A 19,549-nucleotide genomic window follows, 5' to 3' on the forward strand; every position below is an offset into this window, starting at 1 on the left:
GTAGCTTCCCTGGCTTATTGGTCTTGGCTGGGTTTCCGTCGTCGTCTTGGACTTAAGTGCGACTGTTTACGTAATACCCTTCAACTACACTTTAGCAACGTATAAACGAGTGCCAATAAACTCTGGGGGTTTACAGTGAAAATCGGCGTACCGAAGGAAATCAAAAACCACGAGTACCGAGTGGGTATGACGCCAGCCGCGGTGCATGAACTGTGCAATCACGAACACAGAGTTTATGTGGAAACTAACGCGGGTGCGGCCATTGGTTTCACCGACGAGGATTACCGGCAAGCGGGGGCGCGCATTCTGGACACCGCCCAGGAGGTCTTCGATGCGGCCGAGCTGATCGTTAAAGTCAAGGAACCGCAGGCGGCGGAGCGGGCCATGCTGCGACCGGATCACACCCTGTTTACCTATCTCCACCTGGCGCCGGACCAGGCGCAGACCGACGATCTGGTGAAGTCCGGGGCTACCTGCATCGCCTATGAAACGGTGACCGATCGGACCGGCCGGTTGCCCTTGCTGGCGCCGATGTCGGAAGTAGCCGGCCGTATGTCGATCCAGGCAGGTGCTCATTGCCTGGAAAAAGCCATGGGTGGTCGTGGTGTCTTGCTGGGTGGTGTGCCCGGTGTTAGTCCCGCCAAGGTAGCCATTATCGGTGGTGGCGTAGTAGGCCAAAATGCGCTGGCCATGGCGGTGGGCATGGGCGCTCAGGTCACGGTGCTGGACCGGAATATGGATGTGCTGCGTATGCTCGACAACCTCTATGGCAATCGCATCAGCACGCTCTTTTCCACGGCCCAGACGCTGGACCAGGCAGTTACCGAGTCAGACCTGGTGATTGGTGGCGTACTTATTCCTGGCGCCTCGGCACCCAAGCTGGTCACCCGAGACATGATCAAGCGGATGCCGGAAGGCAGCGTCATTGTAGATGTGGCTATCGATCAGGGTGGGTGTACCGAAACGTCGAAGGCAACCACCCATGATGACCCCACGTACGTGGTCGACGGTGTGGTACATTACTGCGTGGCCAATATGCCCGGTGCCGTGGCACGCACCTCAACACTGGCGCTCAATAACGTCACCCTGCCGTTCGTGGCAGCGCTGGCGAACAAGGGCCCGGTGCAGGCCATGAAAGACGATCCGCATTTGCTGGCCGGGCTCAATGTGTCCGGTGGCAAGGTAACCTACAGGGAGGTGGCGGAAGCGACCGGGCATTCATACACAGACCCTGAATCCCTGCTGGGATCCTGAGCCGTAAAACCCTCGGAGAAAGCATGAAACTGATTGGATCTACCACCTCGCCATACGTCCGACGCATTCGCATCCTGCTGGATGAGGAACGCTATGATTTCGTCAATCTCAATATCTATGGCGAAGGCCGGGATGAGCTGCGGAAAACGAATCCGACCCTGAAAATCCCGGTTCTGGAGGACGATGGCCAGGAAATCTACGACTCCCGGGTCATTGCACGCTATGTCAGCGCCAAGCAGGGCCGCGACCCGCTGACCTGGGACCAGCAGAACCAGCTGACTCTGATTGACGGTGCCAACGATTCTGCCGTCACCCTGCTGCTGTCGGAAAAGTCCGGCATCGATACCAAGCAGGACGTGATGTTCTTCAACCTCCAGAGAGAGCGCATCATGACGACCCTGCGCACTCTGGCTGCGATGGTTGACGACGGCCAGTTTGAAGACTGGAACTATCCGGCCATTTGTCTTTACTGCTTGGTGGATTGGCTGGAATTCCGCGACCTGGTTGACTGGGCGGGGGTTGAGAGCCTGCTGGCCTTCCGTGACAGTCGGCAGCAAAAACCTTGGGTTGCCGAGACCGATCCGCGCTTGAGCTGATCCCGTGAGGCCACCACCGGCAGCCTGCCGGGGTGGCCTGATTTCGACTGCCCCAGTCGGAACAAAAATTCACCAATTCCGCTTCCCCAATCGCTGATCTTGACTATAGTAAGGGAGAAGGATGGCGTTCGATCCGAGTTGATCGGCGGAACGTACCTGACAATACTAAAAACAGCGATCCAAGGGGGTCATCCATGCTCCTGTCACATGCATTTGGTCTATTCACTCACCCCGATGATGAGTGGGCTTCCATTCGAAAAGAACACCACACCCCACGGCGCCTTTACGTCGCCTATGTTTTCATTCTTGCGGCCATTGGCCCGATCTGTGCGTACATCTCGACCGCTCACTTTGGCTGGACCATCGGCAATGATCGGCTGATCAAGCTGACGGAAATCAGTGCCCTGCAAATGAGTGTGCTGACTTACCTCGCCATGCTGGTGGGTGTGTTTGCGCTTGGTTACGCCGTTAACTGGATGGCGAAAACGTACGGAGCCAGGGAAGAGCACGTGCCGTCGTACGGCATTGCGCTGGCATCCTACTCGTGCACACCGCTGTTTCTGGCGGGATTTGCACTGCTGTACCCGGTGCCCTGGTTTAATGCCATCGTCTTCCTGATTGCGGCCTGTTACGGCGCGTGGTTGATGTACGATGGCCTGCCCATCGTGATGGGGATTGATAAGGACCGGGCGGTTTTTTATGGCGGGGCGCTGCTGACCGTGGCTTTGGTTATCCTGGTCTCCACCCGGGTTGGTTCCGTGATTCTCTGGAACTTCGGGGTTGGCCCGGTATTCGTCAGTGGCTAGTGCTCTGAGCTGAAGTAACGTGATCATCGTTCAAGATTCGAGGCGGCCGGCATAGGGCTGTAATAGCCATTGCCGGCCGGCGTCGATTCTGCCAGCCTGAAGCACATAAAACAGTGCAACAGGAGAGGCAACGATGACCCAGGACAAACGTCGGCGCTATTCGTCCCCAGTGGTGGACGGTATCGGAAAATCTGCCAGCCGGGCCATGCTGCGTGCGGTTGGTTTCAATGATGACGACTTCAAGAAACCTCAGGTGGGCATCGCGTCTACCTGGAGTAATCTCACCCCCTGCAACATGCATATCGATGGCCTGGCCCGGCAATCCGCCGCTGGTGCCGATTCGGCCGGTGGCAAATCCCTGATTTTCAACACCATCACGGTCTCTGACGGCATTGCCAATGGCACCGAAGGCATGAAGTATTCCCTGGTGTCCCGGGAGGTCATTGCCGATTCGATTGAAACCGTGGCCGGCTGTGAGGGCTTTGATGGCCTTGTGGCCATTGGTGGCTGTGACAAGAACATGCCCGGCTGCATGATGGGACTGGCGCGATTGAATCGCCCCTCGGTCTTTGTCTACGGCGGCACCATCATGCCGGGCGAGAATCACACGGACATTATCTCGGTGTTCGAAGCCGTCGGTGCGCACGCTCGTGGCGATCTGGACCTGATTGAGGTTAAGCAGATCGAAGAAACCGCGATCCCCGGCCCAGGTTCCTGTGGCGGTATGTACACCGCCAACACCATGGCCTCGGCGATCGAAGCCATGGGCATGAGCCTGCCCGGCAGTTCCGCCCAGAACGCGGTGTCTGAAACCAAGGAGGCCGATTGTCGTGCTGCCGGGGCTGCTGTGCTGAATCTGCTGGAGCAGGACATCAAACCCTCCGACATCATGACCCGGGAGGCTTTTGAAAATTCCATCGCGGTGGTGATCGCCCTGGGCGGCTCAACCAATGCCGTACTGCATCTGCTGGCCATGGCCAGCACCGTGGGTGTCCGGCTTGATTTGGAAGACTTCGTTGAGATTGGCAAGCGGGTTCCAGTGCTGGCAGACCTGCGCCCCAGCGGCCATTACATGATGTCCGAGCTGGTGGCGATTGGCGGCATCCAGCCGTTAATGAAAATGCTGTTGGAGCGTGGCCTGCTCCACGGCGACTGCCTGACCGTAACCGGTCAGACCCTGGCTGAGAATCTGGCGGACGTCGAGCCCTACCCGGAAGATCAGAACATCATTCATGCCTTCGACAATCCGATCAAGGCCGACAGCCACCTCCGCATTCTCTATGGCAATCTGGCCCCCACCGGCTCGGTCGCCAAGATCACTGGCAAGGAAGGCACCAGCTTTACCGGACGGGCGCGGGTGTTCCATTCCGAGGAAGAAGCCCAGGAACGAATTCTGGACGGCACTGTAGTGGCCGGAGATGTGCTGGTGATTCGCTACGAGGGCCCGAAGGGTGGTCCGGGCATGCGCGAGATGCTGAGCCCGACTTCTGCCATCATGGGCAAGGGCCTGGGTAACGACGTAGCCTGATTACTGATGGCCGGTTCTCAGGTGGCAGTCACGGTTTCGTAGTCGGTCACATTACCCCGGAGGCAGCTGAGGGTGGTCCGATTGCATTGGTTGAGGATGGCGACACCATCACCATCGATGCCGTCAGCAATCGAATCGAGCTGGATGTGTCCGAACAGACCCTCGAACAACGGCGTCAGAATTGGCAGGAACCGGCGCTTCGGTTCGAGCGCGGGGTGTTGGCCAAATACGCGCGTACAGTCAGTTCGGCGTCCAAGGGTGCGGTTACCGATCTGCCATGATTGCGTTGGCTTTTGGCTGGTATAATCAGGCCAGATTACATTCGGGCGGGTCGAACGCCTGCCCGGATTAAGCCATAGAACACAGGAACGGAACCATTTTGAACTCAGGTTTTGCACGGTCCGGCGTGCGCGACGTGATGACTTGCGTCGTCTATCTATTGCTACTTGCCCTGCCCATGGCCGCTTCGGCACAGCAGGGCCCGAATCTGGCCTCGGTTAACGCTGCCGCGGCCTGGTGGATGGAGACGACCTGTTGTTTGGCAAAAATGCCAATCGCCCGGTGCCCATTGCTTCGCTAACCAAGGTGATGACGGCGCTGGTAGTGCTGGATTCCGGTGAGCCGCTGGATGAATGGCTCACCTTCAAGAAACGCCATACGCCCGCGGCCGCTAACGCATATAGCCGGATACGAATTGATTCCGAGATGCGTCGCTCTGCGGTGTTGCGCATCGCCCTGATGTCGTCCGAGAATTTTGCTGCCTACACCCTGGCCCGAAGTCACCCCGGGGGCTTTGACGCTTTTATTGAGGCTATGAACGCCAAGGCGAGGGAATTAGGCATGACTGGTTCCCGCTTTGTCGATCCAACCGGGCTGTCGGTGGACAATGTCTCCACTGCGGCCGATCTGGTAAAGCTGGCAAAGGCGGCGCTGCGGCACCCGGAGATTCGCGAGTACTCCACTACTGGCTATTATCGGGCCTGGTTTCGTAGCCCCCGCTATAGCTTGTCGTTCGGCAATACCAATGCCCTGGTGCACCGTGACAGCTGGGGTGTGACTCTGAGCAAGACCGGCTATCTCAGTGATGCGGGCCGGTGTCTGGTGATGGTCTCGAAGATGAATGGCAAACAGGTGGTGACCGTGCTGCTGGATTCCCTCGCACCCGCTCACCCATGGGCGATGCCGGCCGCATCAAGCGCTGGCTGGATACAGGCGCAAAAGGCCAGGTGGCCAGGGCGGCCCGACGCTATGAACAGTCAAAGAATGCGCCTATGCGGCTGCCAAAAATAACTCCGTCAGTACCAACTGACGCCAACAGGAAAACGAGCCGTCATGATCCAGATTTTCACCACCGGTGGCACCATCGACAAGGTGTATTTCGACGCCAATAGTCAGTTCGAAGTGGGGACTTCGTTGTTGCCGGAGTTGTTGGCCGAGTCCAATATCCACGACGGCTACCGGGTGCAGGAACTGATGCGTAAGGACAGTCTGGAAATGACCGATGCCGATCGGCAGGCGGTACTGGAGGCGGTGTCCGCCTCCGAGTGCGACCGGATCCTGATCACCCATGGCACCGATACCATGCCCGACACCGCCGCCGCATTGGCCAAGCTGGAAGGTAAGACCATCGTGCTGATTGGTGCCATGCAGCCGGCCCGCATGCGTCGCACCGATGCCCTGTTCAATATCGGTTTTGCCTGGTCGGCCGTGCAGTTGTTGGCGCCGGGTGTGTACATCGCCATGAACGGCGAAGTATTTGAGGCAGGGTCTGTGCGCAAGAATCTGAAAGCCCAGCGGTTCGAGCGGACCTGAACCGCGCCCAGGCAGAGCCTTAATCTTAATCGGCTGAGGCCACTTCCTCAGCCGTCAATTCCCGGAACTCGCCGGGATTCAGCGTCGGATCTAACGCGATGCTGCCAATGCGACTGCGATGCAGAGCCTCCACATGATTACCCACCGCTGCAGCATGCGTTTAACCTGGTGGTAGCGGCCCTCCGAAATGGTCAGTTCTATCATCTTGTCCTCCACCATTCGAACCTGTGCTGGCCGGGTAGGGCTCGGGTCATTGCGCAGCAGCAGCCCCTGTTCCAGCTGGCGGGCAGCCTCCGGGGTAAGCGGATTGCTCAGGCTGACCCGGTAGGTTTTTGGGCATTCAATCCTTGGTGACGTCAGCCTATGCGACCACTGACCATCGGTTGTCAGCAGCAACAACCCCGTGGTGTCTATGTCCAGCCGACCGGCGATGTGCAGGGTGTGCGCAATGTCGCTTGGCAGCAGGTCCAGCGCGGTGGGATGGTCGCTGTCCTGAGTGGCACTGACCACGCCAGCCGGTTTGTTCAACATCAGATAGCGCTCGCCCGGCAGCGTGCACACTTGTCCATCCAGGGTGACCTCAACTGCCGCCGATATCTTGATGTTGGCCGATTTACAGGGCTGGCCATCAAGGTGCACCCGCCCGGCACTGATGGCGCGCTTGGCCTCCTTCCGTGACAGCTCGGTACTGGTGGAGATGAAGTGATCCAGCCGGGTCATGATCAGCAGCTTTGACCCGGTGCAGGGATGGCCAGGTTGGCCAGGCAGATAACTGGTGCTTCACCGGTGAGCCGGGCCCAGAGCAAGCCGAGTGCCTGCGGATCAAGCGGCGGGCGCGGTTTCTGACTGCTGTTGACCGGTTGCAGGGCATCGCCATTTCGTTGCGCCAGCACAAAGGTAAACGGATGGGCCCCCGGAATACCCAGTCGGATGTCGGTCGCGGTAATCTGGTTGCCCGCTATGCGGTAATCCAGAAAGCCTTTGGTGAACCATTCCAGTCGCTGGGTTTCGGGGAAGTCAGCTACGGCCTGGGCCAGGTCAGGGCGGCGTGGGAAATACTCCAGATTCAGAGGCGTATTGCCGTCGAAGAAGCCAGTGACAATCTCCACGTGATCGCGCTCGGTGAGCGCGGTAGCGCGCCAGAGCACGGGTGTTGAACGGCATGGGCTGGACCAGCACCCGGGATTCCTCAAGCCCGGCTTCGGCCAGCGCCGGCTGGACACGGTCGCTAATGATCTGTTGAGCGAACAGGGTCCAGCCGAGGTACAGGCTGGACACCGCCAGCCCCGCTGCGATGGCGCCAGTGGCCGGCGGCCGGAGCAGAAAGGCCAGGCAGCCGGCCAGCAACGGCAGGGTGTAGAGCGGATCAATGATAAAGATACTGCTGAGCGCGATCGGTCCACCGATCGGCCAGAACAGCTGGGTGCCGTAGGTGGTAAAGCTGTCCAGCAATGGATGGGTGACCAGTACCAGCGAGGTCAGCGCCAGCCAGCGCTGAAAACCGAGCGCCGGTCGCCAGCGCCAGAGCCCCCAGGCCAGCGCAATCGCCAGTGGAATCAGAACAAACAGGGAATGGCTAAACCCGCGATGCTGGGTGAAGTTGGCCACCGCCGAGCCGTAGTCCAGCACGACATCCAGATCAGGCAGGGTGCCAAGGGCGGCCCCGGTAATCAGCGCGGTCCGCCCCAGAGTCTTGCCGGCTACCGCGCCGGCAATGGAGGCACCCAGTGCCATTTGGGTTATGGAGTCCATGGTCGGTTACCGGTTGGTAGTAATCCCAAGTTTGTCGAGCACTGCCTGCCCAGGGTAGCCATCGGCGACCAGGCCAGAGGCTGACTGGTACTTCCGGATGGCTGAGCGGGTTCCCGAGCCAATGATGCCATCGGGTTTACCGCTGTCGAATCCGCGTTCGTTCAGCGAGCGCTGCAGGTCGAGAATGGCGTCCCGGGACAGGGCGGGCACGTCTTCCGGCGGTGGATTTTGCAAACCACCGGCGCCAGCGACGCGATCGGCCAGGTGGCCAACGGCAATGGCGTAGAACTCAGAGCGGTTCCAGCCCATGATGACTTTGAAATTGTGATAGGCCAGGAAAGCCGGCCCCTGGTGCCCGGCTGGCACTACCAGTGAGGCTTCGATGGGCTCATTGGCCAAGGCATTGCCAAAGGCATCGGTGATCCCCAATTCCCGCCATTTGCTCAGTGGCAGGCGACGGCCATCGGCCAGGGCGTAATCAAACCGCTGGGGCAGCAGCACTTCCCGGCCCCAGCGATAGTCCGGGTTCCAGCCCATGGATTCAAGAAACTTACCGGCGGACATCATGGCATCTGGCAGGCTGTTCCACAGATCCCGTTTGCCATCACCATCGGCGTCGACGGCGTGTTTGAGAAAGACCGTGGGCATGAACTGCACGTGTCCCATGGCGCCGGCCCAGGAACCTTCCATCTGCTTGGCCGGAATAGCGCCTTCATCAATGATGCGCAGGGCAGCGATCAGCTGTTCGGTGAAAAAGCTGCTGCGTCGTGGATCGCAGGCCAGAGTGGTCAGGGAGCTGGGCACCGACATCTTTCCGAAGTAACTGCCGAAGTTAGTCTCCAGGCCCCAGAAGGCAACCAGGTAGGGTGCCGGTACGCCGGTTTCTGCAGTAACCCGGTCAAGTAGTTCGCTGTGCTGCTCGAGCAGCATCCGGCCCTTGCTGATGCGGTCCTCGTTCACCCGTCGGCCCAGGTAGTCGGCGAAGGTGGTGGTGAACTCCGGCTGCCGGCGGTCCAGCTCAATGACACGGTCCAGGTGCTCAACGTCGGCCATGACCGAATTGGCCGTTTGCTGGCTGACGCCGGCCGCTATCGCCCGGTCCGCGAGCCGTGCCTTACATTCGCCGAAGGCGTCGGTGTTGGCTGAGGTGGTGGTGTCCTGGCCGAAGGCGGGCAAAGCAGGGTGGTCAGCAGACCGGTGATCGACAGGCGAAAAACGGTACTCCGTTGGGGCAGAATCCTTGCAAACGCGTTCAGCACACAAAACCTCGGCACAATTACGATGGTGTGAAATTCCCGGGGACCATGGTAGCGCGTTTTGGAACGACAGAAATACCGTCCGGGGCCCTTCCGAGTGACAATTGTTTAACGTCGGGGTTCCGCTGTTTGGATCACTCTGTGCCGTTTGTCGTCTTTTTGTTGCTGCGGGGTTTCCGGCACCGCCCTTTGTTTTATAGTGAAGCGACAACAATGAGCCTGTGGATAACGTAAGGTCTGAATAATGGCAACGCTGAAAGCGCTGGTGGTAGATGATGCCAGCTTCGTAAGGGATCTGGTCAAACGCACAGTGCGTCAGCGGTTCCCGGTCATTGAAACCACCGATGCTCAGAATGGCCGGCGTGCCCAGTCATTGATGTCCCGCACGGCCTTTGATCTGGTGCTCTGCGATTGGGAGATGCCGGAGATGTCAGGGCTGGAGTTGCTCCAGTGGATGCGCCAGCAGCCCCAATACCAGAAAGTACCCTTCATCATGATCACTAGCCGGGGCGACAAGGATCACGTTATCGAAGCGGTCAAGGAAGGGGTGTCGGAATACCTTGGCAAGCCCTTCAGTCCTGAGGGTCTGAGCAAGAAGATCATCAAGGTGATGGGCAGCCAGCTGAAAAACGCCATGGAGCGGGGCAGTAAATCCATGGAGAGCCCGGCGGATGCGTTCAAGGAATCGGCGACGTTGTTGACCCAGAAGCGGGAGCCCGCCCCGGAGCCCGTCGCTCAGTCATCCCCGAAATCGGCGTCGCCGTTGCTGGCGGGTAATGCTGCCCCAGCGAGTCGCGCCCCGGCCCGAGCCTCACTGACCCTGGCCTCGGTACGGTTCTCAGACAGTACCCTCAAGTCCGTGATCAAGGACATCAACTTGACCGAAGTGCGAGTGCTGGCAAAGCGTGACCAGGCGTTCCCGGGCATTCTTGACCAGGCCGTCGTTGATATCGAGATCGCTGAGGGGCAGATGGCCCGCCTGAACGGCTATGTTCATCAGTTGCAGGCCGTCGATAAACGCCAGGACACTGAGTTTGTCAGTGTCACCATCCGGTTTGTCGATGAAGACCCCAAGAAATTGGAAGACCTGTCCCGCTTTGTCGCCCGTTTCCGGGCCGGTTCCCGTTAGCCGTTAGGCGTCGGAATCGGTTTTCTCGGGCACTCGCTCAACCAGGCGCTCCCGGGGGAAGTGGCAGATGAACTCGCTTCCGGAGCCAATACTGCTGCGAATGTTCAGGGCGCCATCGTGGTTCAGCAGCACGTGCTTGACGATGGCCAGGCCCAGACCAGTGCCGCCGGTATCTTTGTGGCGGCTGGGATCGGCCCGGTAGAAACGCTCGGTCAGCCGGGGGATATGAATCGGGTCAATGCCGATGCCAGTATCCTTGACCGACAAGTGAGCGCCGTCGCGATCGCTGAACCAGCTGACAGTGATCTGGCCCTTGGGCGGAGTGTATTTCACCGCGTTGAAAATCAGGTTGGAGAATGCGCTGCGCAACTGGCTCTCGTCCCCTCGTAACAAGCGCCGGTCGGAAACCTGAACCGAAAGCTGGTGCTGTTTATCGCCACTCAGGGCCTGGGCGTCGCGGCAAATCTGTTCCAGTAGCTCCTCAACATCGGTCAGGCTGTCGTGGACAGTCTGCTCCCCGGTTTCGATTTTGGACAGCAGAATCAAATCGGTAATGAGCGCTTCCATTCGGGACGACTGGGCCGACATGGTGTTGATGGCCCGGCGCCATTTCGGCGGCAAGTCTTCAGCATTGTCCACCATGGTTTCCAGATACCCGCTGATCACCGTCAGTGGCGTGCGCATCTCGTGGGAGACATTGCCGACGAAGTCGCGGCGCATCTGCTCAAGCTGGTACAGACGGGTCACGTCCTTGGCGACAATCAGCCGGTCGTCGTCGCCAAACAGGCTGATCTGGATTTGCAGGTGAATGTGGGGTTTGGCGGGTGAATTAATTTCCAGCGGCTCACGGTAATCTCTGGAGTCGAAATAGCTCTTGAACGCCGGCGTGCGAATCAGGTTGTGGATGAGCTGGCCCTGATCGGTGGTGCGGCGGAAACCGAGCAGGTATTCCGCGGAGCCGTTCCACCATTCCATGGAGCCTCTATTGTTGGTCATCACGACGCCGTCGCGCATGGCGTTGGTGGATTCCTGAACCCGGTTAATCTGGGCCCGGAGCCGGTCCTGGGTGCTCAGATGGGTCTGATGCAGCCTGTGCAGGTGGTCGAAGATGTCGCCCCATAAGCCGACGCTCTGGGGTGCCTGCTCAGAGGCATTGGGGTTGCCAAGCCATTTGTACAGGCGTCCGGTCTGTTTCAGTGTCCACCACAGATACACCGTCACGGCGAAGGTAAACCCGTAGATGGGCGAACCCAGGTACAGGCCGATCAGCGTTGCGCCGATGATCCCGCTAATTATCAAACGGACATGCCGTGACCAGTTGTACTGCATCAAACGCTGCCTTATCTAATGAACGGAGCTGATGCCCGGGTGGGCTAGGCGGCCCGGGTGGAGAACCGGTATCCCGTTCCCCTCACCGTCTGGATCAGGTGATCGTAGCCATCTCCCAATGCCTTGCGCAGCCGGCGGATGTGGACATCAACGGTCCGTTCTTCTACGTAAACATTTCCACCCCAGACCTGATCGAGGAGTTGGGAGCGAGTATAGACACGTTCCTGGTGCGTCATGAAGAACTGGAGCAAACGATACTCGGTCGGCCCCATCGTCAGTTCGCCTTCGCCGGTCGTCACTCGGTGGCCGATCGGGTCCAGAGTAAGTCCGTCTACCTCGATGGGCGTGTCTACGCCCGGCGGTGTTGTTCGGCGCAGTACCGCTTTCAGGCGTGCGACCAGTTCACGGGGGCTGAAGGGTTTGGTGATGTAGTCATCCGCACCCACTTCCAGGCCCTGGATCTTGTTGTCCTCTTCCACCTTGGCGGTGAGCATAATAATCGGGATGCCTGCGGTCGCCTCTTCTTTTTTCAAGCGTCGGGCCAGTTCAACGCCGCTGGTGCCGGGTAGCATCCAATCTAGCAGGATCAGATCGGGCAGTTTGTCGACGATCAGGGCGTGGGCTTCCCGGGCATCCTTTGCCTCTAAGTAGTCGTAATCTGCCATTTCGAGGGCCACGGCGATCATTTCCCGGATGGGCGCCTCGTCATCGACGATCAGGACAGTTTTTCCAGACATAAGCTAAACCTGTGTCAGACCTTGTTGTATTGCTGCCTCATTACACAGCGACAATATGACAAGTATATGACAGCCTCAGGTAAACATCAGATCAAGCACCAGTCCGGTGAACACCGAAAATCCGGCCCAGTTGTTATTCAGAAAGGCCTTGAAGCAACCATCACGGGTCCGCTCACGGGCCAGAAACTGCTGGTAGATGAACAGGCAGGCCATGCCCACCAGGCCCAGGTAGTAGAGGCTGCCAAGCTCCGCATGGCTGCCGACCATCATCAGGATCAGCACCACCATGGTTTGCAGGATGGCAATGATGATCCGGTCGGCTTCACCAAACAGGATGGCGGTGGATTTGATGCCCACTTTCAGATCGTCGTCGCGGTCGACCATGGCGTAGAAGGTGTCGTAAGCCACGGTCCAGAGCACGTTGGCGGTAAACAGGAGCCAGGTGATCTGGCTGAGGCCATCGGCCTCGGCTGCCCATGCCATGGGAATGGCCCAGGAGAAGGCCGCGCCCAGAAACAGCTGGGGCAGGTGGGTGTAGCGCTTCATGAACGGATAGATAAACGCCAGCAGTGCGCCGCCGAAGGAGAGGTACAGCGTCAGGGTGTTGGTGAACAGCACGACCATCAGAAACGAGACCAGGCACAGACCGGCAAACAGGGCTACGGCTTCCCAGGCTTTGATGCGCCCCGCTGTCAGGGGGCGGTCCTGGGTGCGTTTGACGTGACGATCCCAGTCCCGGTCGGCGAAATCGTTAATGGCGCAGCGGCGGCCCGCATGAAGAACACGCCCAGGGTAAACACGATCAGGTTGCCAATGGCGGGGCTGCCATCCCCGGCCAGCCACAGCGCCCAGTACGTCGGCCATAAAAGCAGCAGGCTGCCAATCGGGCGGTCTATCCGCAGCAACCGGGCGTAATCGGCAAGCCGGTTCTGAAGATGATCGGGCATGGCGTCGAGAAGCATAGGCTTGGTCCGTGTGCAGATGCAGGTGAGCGGGTGATGCCCGGATTATAGCCAGTGCTGGGTAGAGGATGAAAGGTGGCGGATGAAAGGCGGCGGTCAGTTGAACAGGTCGGGGAGCAGGTATTCACCGACCAACAGGCATTGCTGGCGGTGGCAGAACATCGAGCGCCGGGCCATGGCCGGCTGGCCACTCACAACCCGATTACACAGTCCGGTTTCCAGCGGGCCACGCTGCCAGTCCGGGCTGCTGAACAGATAGGCGCCCAGGGGACGATTGCCAAGGTGGCGCAGGCGACGGCCCCGGCCTTCCAGGCAGGCCAGTGGGATAATGGTTCGGGCCAGCACCCAGGGCTGGCCGTCGCCACAGAGCCGGACTTCGCGAATCCAGGCCCGCTGCCGGGCCGGTAGGCCCAGATGCTGAGCTTCTTCCCGGGTGGGAACCGCAAAACCTTCGTGTTGCACCTCAACGTGGAAGGTCTCGGTGCACTGTCGTTGCAGGGCCCGGGTAAACGAGCCCTCTACCTGTAACCAATACCTGGCCGGGCCATGCACCTGGGGATTCCGGAGCCCGGCTGCTGCCAGGGACCGGTACCAGTCCGTCGAGGGGATAGTCAGGCGACGCTTATCGGAGTGACCGGAGGTCGGGTGGGCGCCGGTGTCAAAGTCCTTTGACGGCATAAATTCCAGGCGCGTTGCGCCAGTAGCCCTTGTAGTCCATGCCAAAGCCGAACAGGAAACGATCCTCAACTTCCAGGCCGGTGAAATCCGCCTTCAGCCAGGCTGGGCCTTGCGATCGTGCTGCTTGTCGACCAGAACCGCGGTCAGAACTTCCTTGGCGCCGTGAGCCCGACAGTAATCGGCTATGGCACACAGCGTCGTACCTTCATCCAGAATGTCGTCAACGATGACAATGGTGCGGTCCTGCATGTCCGCTTCCGGACGCAGTTTCCACTCCAGGATGCCGCCGGTAGTTTCCTGACGGTAACGGGTGGCATGCAGGTATTCGGCCTGCACCGGAAATTTCAGCTGAGTCAGCAATTGGCCGGTCAGGATGAGGCCACCGTTCATGACACAGAAAAGCAGTGGGTTGCTGTCTTTCAGGCGGTCGGTAAGCGCGTCAGCCAGGTTGCCAATGGCGGCGTGCACCTGCTGTTCATCGACCAGGCAGTCGGCTTCGGCCATTACCTGATTCATTTCGGCGACGGTATCGGTCATAACGGTCGGTCCTGTCGTAAAACGGGCGATTATACCGGAGAGGGGCGCTCGAAGGGAGGGGCAGTGTCGGGCCGAATGTCTGTATTTATGGCTATTGGCAGAAAACCCCGGAAGCGTCCGTCGATGCCGGCATTGGTCAATTCCGGGGTGATGGGTATGATGGCTGCCTGACTAAAACGGTTGGCCGTGCGGTGACGCCGGCCACTGTAAACCAAATTAAACAGTTGCGCGCATAATTGTCGGACAATTATGATCGCGTTCTGATCAACCGGGAGAGTAGTAATGAAGAAGTGGCAGTGTGTGGTGTGTGGCCTGATTTACGACGAAGCCGAGGGCTGGCCGGAAGACGGTATCGAGCCGGGCACCAAGTGGGAAGATGTGCCGGAGGACTGGGTTTGCCCTGACTGTGGCGTGGGTAAAGAAGATTTTGAAATGATTGAGATTGGCTGATCCCCTCGGAGCACGGATATGACTGAACAGGCCCCCATCGTTATCGTCGGTACCGGGTTGTCCGGCTATTCGCTGGCGCGGGAAATGCGCAAGCTGGACAAGGAACAGCCCATTGTCATGGTGACCGCCGATGATGGCGTCAGCTACTCCAAGCCCATGTTGTCCACGGGCTTTACTAAGGGTAAGGACGCCGACGGTCTGGCCCAGGCCTCCACCGATACCATGGCCGAGCAGCTGAACATCGAGCTGCGCACCTTCGCCACTGTTACCGGGATAGATACTGAGGCCAAGGCGCTGTTGCTGGGTGAGGAGCGGCTTGAATACAGCAAGCTGGTGCTGGCCTGGGGGGCTGATGTTATTCGGCTGTCGATCGACGGCGATGGCTTTGAGCATGTGTTCTCAATCAACGACCTGATGGACTACCGGGCCTTTCGCAAGGCGTTGGCCGGCGGCAAGCGGGTGGCGATCATGGGTGCGGGGCTGATTGGCTGCGAATTTGCCAATGACCTGCGCAATGGCGGCTACGAGGTTGATGTGATTGCCCCCTCGGATGTGGTCATGCCTGGCCTGCTGCCAGAGCCTGCGGCTGCCGCCGTGCAGCACGAGCTGGAAAATCTGGGCGCGCGCTTCCATCTGGAAACCGTGGTCGAGCGCATCGATCGTGCCGAGCAGGGAGTCTCACTCACGCTCGCCAACGGTGAGGTTGTGCACGCGGATCTGGTGATTTCCGCGGTTGGCCTGCGCCCGCGCACCGAGCTGGCCCACGCTGCCGGCATCGAGACCGGGCGCGGCATCACGGTCAATCGCGCGCTGGAAACCTCGGCTCAGGATGTCTACGCCCTGGGCGACTGTGCTGAAGTGGACGGCCATGTGCTGTTGTATGTGTTGCCGCTGATGGCCTGTGCCCGGGCCCTGGCGAAAACCCTCGCCGGCGAGCGCACGGAAGTGAAATACGGCACCATGCCTGTGATGATCAAGACACCTTGCTGCCCGACTGCGGTGTGCCCGCCGGCACCGGAGGCCGACGGCGAATGGCATGTTGAGGCCGAGGGTTCGGATGTCAAAGCCCTGTTCCGCAGTCCGGAGGGTGAGGTGCTCGGATTTGCCGTGACCGGGCGCTTTGCCGTGGAGAAACAGGCACTGTCCAAGGAAGTGCCGCCCATTCATCAGTGATCCCGCGGGGCGGCACGCAGCGTCTTCACAGAGTAGGAAATTGACAGGAGCAGGCATGCTTGAGGTAACGAAAAAGCTGGTCGATCTGCTGGATCTGTCGCCGATCGGCGATGACCACTTTCAGGGTGACAGTGAAGACCTGGGGTTTCCCAATGTCTTCGGTGGCCAGGTACTGGGCCAGGCCCTGATGGCGGCCAGCCGCACCGTTGAGGGTCGGTTGTGCCACTCCCTCCATGCCTATTTCCTGCGCCCGGGCAATCACAGCATGCCCATCGATTACGAGGTTCAGCGGGTGCGGGATGGCGGCAGCTTTTCCGTGCGCCGGGTGATTGCGCGCCAGGGCGGCAAGGAGATCCTGACCGGTTCCATGTCGTTCCAGGTGACGGAGCAGGGCTTCGAACACCAGCTGACGATGCCCGACGCCCCAGACCCGAATACCCTGAAATCCGAGCACGAGTGGGGTCAGATCATGGCGTCGAAAGTGCCAGAGCGCATGCGTGATTCGCTCACCCGCGACCGGCCGATCGAAATTCGCCCGGTTGATCCGATGAACCCGTTTCAGCCGGAGAAGCGCCCGCCGCACAAACAGAGCTGGTTCCGGGCCCAGGGACAGCTGCCGGACGACCCGGTATTGCACCGGTGCCTGCTGACGTACGCCTCGGACTTCCAGTTCCTGGGTACCTCACTCAACCCCCATGGCGTGACTTTCATGAGCAAGAACATGCAGGTAGCCAGTCTGGATCACGCCATCTGGTTCCATCGGGATTTCCGCATGGACGAGTGGTTGCTGTACGACAAAGACAGCCCCAGCGCCTCAGCAGGGCGGGGCTTCAACCGTGGCAACTTCTTCAATCAGCAGGGTGGCCTGGTGGCTTCGACCACTCAGGAAGCCCTGATCCGTCAACGCTGATTCGCCAGCACTTCCGGGAACTCTGACATCTGGCTGGCCGACTGGCGCAGCCAGTCCAGGGCATCGTTGAAGGGCAGTGGCCGGGACAACAGGAAGCCCTGAATCATGTCGCAGCCCATATCCCTGAGAAGCTGGGCGGTATGCTCATCCTCAACACCTTCCGCCACCACCGAATAGCCGAGACTGTGGCACATGTCGATGGAGGTCTGAACGATCACACGGTCTTCGGCCCGGGTGGTCAGTTCAGTGATCAGTGATCGGTCTATTTTGATTTCCCTGGCGGGCAGCTGCTTGATGTAGGACAGCGACGAGTAGCCCGAGCCAAAGTCATCGATCGAAACAGGTATGCCGTTAGCGTTCAGCTGCTTCAGCGCGGTCAGGGAATTAGCCGGATCCTGCATCATGGAGGTTTCAGTAACCTCGAAGGTTATGCGGCCCTGGTGCTTCGGGAAACTGCGCATCAGACGCTGAACGTAGCTGGGGAAATCCGGCTCCCGCAGGTTGTTGGGGGAGATGTTGACGGCAATGCCGATGTTCCAGCCATGTTCCAGTAGCCCGCTGCGCATGGCCAGGGCCTGTTCCAGGACCCAGCGGGTCAGTGGTTTGATCAACCCTGTCTGTTCCGCTATGTCGATCACTTCGTCCGGACGCAGTTGGCTCTGTTTTTCTGGCCAGCGAATCAGTGCTTCCATGCCGACCACTTCACCACTGGTCAGCGACACCTTGGGTTGCAGATATAGCGCCAGGCTGTTGTTGATCAGGGCCTGGCGTAGTTCCGAGACAATCGTCAGTCGGTCGGCACTGAATGAGTCCCGTGATGGCTTGTAGTAGGCCATCCCTCGTTCCTTTGCCCGCTCGGAGCCAGCGGCAATGGCAGCGCGGCGAATCAGGGTGTTGGCGTCGGCGCCATGGTCAGGAAACACTGCGACGCCCAGACGGGCATCCAGCGGAACTTGCATGCCCAGGTAGTCGATCGGATAGCGGATATCCTCGAGCGTTCTGACCACCTCGCGGGGCGTTTTCCGGGTAACTTGCGCATCCACCACAAAGGCAAAGGTTTGCGGGTCCAGGAAGGTCAGGAAGTAACTGCGTTCGTCGGTCAATTCCGTGGCGATCGCGCCGGGGAGATTGCGAATGGCGGCGTTGTAGTGCTTGGAGGCCAGTGCCAGGATATGGTCGCTGTTGCGGTGGCCCAGGGTCTTGGTGACCGAATCCTGGTTGTACAGGTGAATGACAGTGATGGCGTAGCGTTTTTCCGGGCTGCGCATCATCAGGTCGTTCAGCATCATTTCAAAACTGCTGCGGTTGGGCAGCCCGGTCAGGGGGTTGTGGAGTGCATGGTCCATCAGCTTGAGCTCCGCCGACCGACGAGCTGCCATGGCTCGCAATTCAGCTTCTCGTGCTTCTACCTTGTTTTGCCGTTCCTGAAAAATGCGCACGGCCAGAGCCATGGCCAGCAGGACCGCTTGCACCGCCGAGCCAATCTGCATGCCGTAGACTGTCACGAAATTATTGGGCAGCAGACCGTATTTGTTCGCGGCTGTTATAGCAGTTCCCAATGTTAAAGCGCCCCAGGCCAGCGAATAATAGGCTGCCTGTCGGTTGCCTCGCAGCCACTGCTGGGGCCCAATCAGCGTAAGAACCAGGTTGGTGGGAATGGACAATGCCACCACCAGCCGGATAGCGGTGTTGTAATCGGCCACAAAGGTGGCCAGGCCTGCTGCCGCGTTCACGGCCATGGCCAGGGCCAGTGTGCGCTTCAGGGCGATGCTGGTGTTGCCCAGGTTCAGGAACGCCTGGGAGAACCACAGGGTAAAAATCATGGCGGCAGGCACGCTCAGCAGCATGGCGCGGTTCTGAATGTCGGGGCTGGTAGGCCAGAGCACCTGAAAAGAGATGCCATTCAGGGTGGCAATGAGCAGCAGGTAACTCAGTGTCGACAGCACGTAGAGCAGGTAAACCCGCTCCCGCAGAGCCACAAATACGAACAGGTTGAACAGGATGGCGGTGATCAGGATGCCATAGTAGACCGCATGTACCTGATCTTCGATAAAGGAACCTTCGAAAAACGACTGATCATTCCAGAGCGTGAGGGGGACCTGCATTGCGCCACTGGAGCGAACTTCCAGCAAGATCTCGTAATCGGCGTCATTCGGCCGCTCGAATGGGAACAGAAAGTGCCGGTGTAGAATCGGGCGCTGCTGGAACGGGAACTTGTCGCCGGTGGTAACGGTGCGAACTACGGTCCCGTTTTCGATCAGAAAAAAACGAATCTGGTCGAGGTGTGAATAACTGATTTCCAGCAGATTCAGGTTCGGCTGGTCCGGAACTGGCAGTTTCAGCCAAAGAGTATCGGGGATGTAGCCGAAATTAGGACTCCTGTCTGCCAGCGGCTGCCACTGGCTGGAGGTCAGGAGCTCGCTGGCGGACGTTTCTGTGCCCGGCGGTACGGTCAGGTAGCTGGTCTGGGGAGATTTAACAACGTCGGCCCCCCAGCCTGGCTGGGCGATCGCAAACAGCAACAGCAAGGTTGCACAGAGTCTTGACCAGTGGGTGAGTATCACGCAGTACCGCTTTTTGTTTTCGTTATGGTTGCGAGTATGGCCTCTCATGGGCGCCGGCTCAAGACCTGGCACCGGT

The 19,549-nt window shown here is 59.3% G+C and carries 15 protein-coding genes and 4 pseudogenes; 10 read left to right on the forward strand and 9 right to left on the reverse strand.

Annotated elements, in window-relative coordinates; translation table 11 throughout:
• Window positions 1–135: 135 nt before the first annotated feature.
• The 6 genes and pseudogenes from ald (at window position 136) to AU14_RS07740 (ending at window position 5,996) form a co-directional block, all read left to right on the forward strand.
• Window positions 136–1,254, forward strand: coding sequence for an alanine dehydrogenase (gene ald / locus AU14_RS07715; protein ID WP_041340072.1), 1,119 nt, complete (start codon window positions 136–138; stop codon window positions 1,252–1,254).
• 23 nt (window positions 1,255–1,277) lie between these two features.
• A complete protein-coding gene (locus AU14_RS07720) occupies window positions 1,278–1,850 on the forward strand; it encodes a glutathione S-transferase family protein (RefSeq protein ID WP_041340073.1) in 573 nt (190 codons plus the stop codon).
• Window positions 1,851–2,044: 194 nt separating this feature from the next.
• Window positions 2,045–2,656, forward strand: coding sequence for a Yip1 family protein (locus AU14_RS07725; protein ID WP_041340076.1), 612 nt, complete (start codon window positions 2,045–2,047; stop codon window positions 2,654–2,656).
• A gap of 133 nt (window positions 2,657–2,789) precedes the next feature.
• A pseudogene (gene ilvD, locus AU14_RS07730) lies at window positions 2,790–4,465 on the forward strand (dihydroxy-acid dehydratase).
• Window positions 4,466–4,718: 253 nt separating this feature from the next.
• On the forward strand, window positions 4,719–5,474 hold the full coding sequence (locus AU14_RS07735) for a serine hydrolase (RefSeq protein ID WP_236744546.1): 756 nt from the start codon (window positions 4,719–4,721) through the stop codon (window positions 5,472–5,474).
• Between the two features lie 42 nt (window positions 5,475–5,516).
• On the forward strand, window positions 5,517–5,996 hold the full coding sequence (locus AU14_RS07740; protein ID WP_041340078.1) for an asparaginase domain-containing protein: 480 nt from the start codon (window positions 5,517–5,519) through the stop codon (window positions 5,994–5,996).
• A 90-nt stretch (window positions 5,997–6,086) separates the two neighbouring features.
• On the opposite strand, the gene AU14_RS07745 is transcribed toward AU14_RS07740, so the two are convergent.
• The 3 genes and pseudogenes from AU14_RS07745 to AU14_RS07755 all read right to left on the reverse strand — a co-directional run bounded on the left by AU14_RS07745 (window position 6,087) and on the right by AU14_RS07755 (window position 8,924).
• A complete protein-coding gene (locus tag AU14_RS07745) occupies window positions 6,087–6,716 on the reverse strand; it encodes a pseudouridine synthase (protein WP_269079124.1) in 630 nt (209 codons plus the stop codon).
• A 2-nt stretch (window positions 6,717–6,718) separates the two neighbouring features.
• A pseudogene (locus AU14_RS07750) lies at window positions 6,719–7,748 on the reverse strand (metal-dependent hydrolase).
• 6 nt (window positions 7,749–7,754) lie between these two features.
• Window positions 7,755–8,924, reverse strand: coding sequence for a lytic murein transglycosylase (locus tag AU14_RS07755; protein WP_094191180.1), 1,170 nt, complete (start codon window positions 8,922–8,924; stop codon window positions 7,755–7,757).
• A 324-nt stretch (window positions 8,925–9,248) separates the two neighbouring features.
• Here AU14_RS07755 and AU14_RS07760 point away from each other — a divergent pair, with 324 nt between their 5' ends.
• Window positions 9,249–10,133: a response regulator gene (locus AU14_RS07760; RefSeq protein ID WP_041340081.1), complete on the forward strand. Its 885-nt coding sequence runs from the start codon at window positions 9,249–9,251 to the stop codon at window positions 10,131–10,133.
• Between the two features lie 3 nt (window positions 10,134–10,136).
• Here AU14_RS07760 and phoR read toward each other — a convergent pair whose 3' ends face one another.
• From phoR to AU14_RS07785, 5 genes and pseudogenes are all read right to left on the reverse strand, one after another.
• Window positions 10,137–11,462 carry a phosphate regulon sensor histidine kinase PhoR gene (gene phoR, locus AU14_RS07765; protein WP_041340083.1) on the reverse strand — a complete coding sequence of 442 codons (1,326 nt, stop codon included), beginning with the start codon at window positions 11,460–11,462 and terminating at the stop codon, window positions 10,137–10,139.
• A gap of 44 nt (window positions 11,463–11,506) precedes the next feature.
• Complete coding sequence (phoB, locus tag AU14_RS07770; protein ID WP_041340086.1) at window positions 11,507–12,199, reverse strand: phosphate regulon transcriptional regulator PhoB; 693 nt, start codon at window positions 12,197–12,199, stop codon at window positions 11,507–11,509.
• 75 nt (window positions 12,200–12,274) lie between these two features.
• A pseudogene (gene ubiA / locus AU14_RS07775) lies at window positions 12,275–13,161 on the reverse strand (4-hydroxybenzoate octaprenyltransferase).
• A gap of 96 nt (window positions 13,162–13,257) precedes the next feature.
• Window positions 13,258–13,839 carry a chorismate--pyruvate lyase family protein gene (locus tag AU14_RS07780; protein WP_052471995.1) on the reverse strand — a complete coding sequence of 194 codons (582 nt, stop codon included), beginning with the start codon at window positions 13,837–13,839 and terminating at the stop codon, window positions 13,258–13,260.
• Window positions 13,820–14,376, reverse strand: a pseudogene (locus tag AU14_RS07785) (hypoxanthine-guanine phosphoribosyltransferase). Before AU14_RS07785 ends, AU14_RS07780 begins: the two are co-directional and overlap by 20 nt.
• 282 nt (window positions 14,377–14,658) lie before the next feature.
• Between AU14_RS07785 and AU14_RS07790 the strand changes: the two are divergent.
• From AU14_RS07790 to AU14_RS07800, 3 genes are read left to right on the forward strand one after another with little or no spacing between them, the layout of a single operon-like run.
• Entirely contained in the window at window positions 14,659–14,826 is a 168-nt protein-coding gene (locus AU14_RS07790; protein WP_008173532.1) for a rubredoxin, read from the forward strand.
• 18 nt (window positions 14,827–14,844) lie between these two features.
• The gene (locus tag AU14_RS07795) at window positions 14,845–15,999 is read left to right on the forward strand and encodes an NAD(P)/FAD-dependent oxidoreductase (RefSeq protein WP_041340089.1); all 1,155 of its coding nucleotides are present in this window, start codon (window positions 14,845–14,847) and stop codon (window positions 15,997–15,999) included.
• Window positions 16,000–16,054: 55 nt separating this feature from the next.
• Window positions 16,055–16,909, forward strand: a complete 855-nt coding sequence (locus AU14_RS07800) for an acyl-CoA thioesterase (RefSeq protein ID WP_041340092.1) — start codon at window positions 16,055–16,057, stop codon at window positions 16,907–16,909.
• Here the strand turns inward: AU14_RS07800 and AU14_RS07805 are convergent.
• Window positions 16,900–19,521, reverse strand: a complete 2,622-nt coding sequence (locus AU14_RS07805; protein WP_094191181.1) for an EAL domain-containing protein — start codon at window positions 19,519–19,521, stop codon at window positions 16,900–16,902. The genes AU14_RS07800 and AU14_RS07805 overlap by 10 nt on opposite strands.
• Window positions 19,522–19,549: the final 28 nt, after the last annotated feature.

Source organism: Marinobacter similis (genome assembly GCF_000830985.1).
Taxonomy (GTDB): domain Bacteria; phylum Pseudomonadota; class Gammaproteobacteria; order Pseudomonadales; family Oleiphilaceae; genus Marinobacter; species Marinobacter similis.

Coding starts and splice junctions, on each gene's coding strand:
- AU14_RS07780 (WP_052471995.1), bottom strand. CDS start 13,839: ATGCCGTCAAAGGACTTTGACACCGGCGCCCACCCGACCTCCGGTCAC.
- AU14_RS07760 (WP_041340081.1), top strand. CDS start 9,249: ATGGCAACGCTGAAAGCGCTGGTGGTAGATGATGCCAGCTTCGTAAGG.
- AU14_RS07725 (WP_041340076.1), top strand. CDS start 2,045: ATGCTCCTGTCACATGCATTTGGTCTATTCACTCACCCCGATGATGAG.
- AU14_RS07805 (WP_094191181.1), bottom strand. CDS start 19,521: ATGAGAGGCCATACTCGCAACCATAACGAAAACAAAAAGCGGTACTGC.
- phoB (WP_041340086.1), bottom strand. CDS start 12,199: ATGTCTGGAAAAACTGTCCTGATCGTCGATGACGAGGCGCCCATCCGG.
- AU14_RS07790 (WP_008173532.1), top strand. CDS start 14,659: ATGAAGAAGTGGCAGTGTGTGGTGTGTGGCCTGATTTACGACGAAGCC.
- phoR (WP_041340083.1), bottom strand. CDS start 11,462: ATGCAGTACAACTGGTCACGGCATGTCCGTTTGATAATTAGCGGGATC.
- AU14_RS07720 (WP_041340073.1), top strand. CDS start 1,278: ATGAAACTGATTGGATCTACCACCTCGCCATACGTCCGACGCATTCGC.
- AU14_RS07795 (WP_041340089.1), top strand. CDS start 14,845: ATGACTGAACAGGCCCCCATCGTTATCGTCGGTACCGGGTTGTCCGGC.
- AU14_RS07740 (WP_041340078.1), top strand. CDS start 5,517: ATGATCCAGATTTTCACCACCGGTGGCACCATCGACAAGGTGTATTTC.
- AU14_RS07745 (WP_269079124.1), bottom strand. CDS start 6,716: ATGACCCGGCTGGATCACTTCATCTCCACCAGTACCGAGCTGTCACGG.
- AU14_RS07800 (WP_041340092.1), top strand. CDS start 16,055: ATGCTTGAGGTAACGAAAAAGCTGGTCGATCTGCTGGATCTGTCGCCG.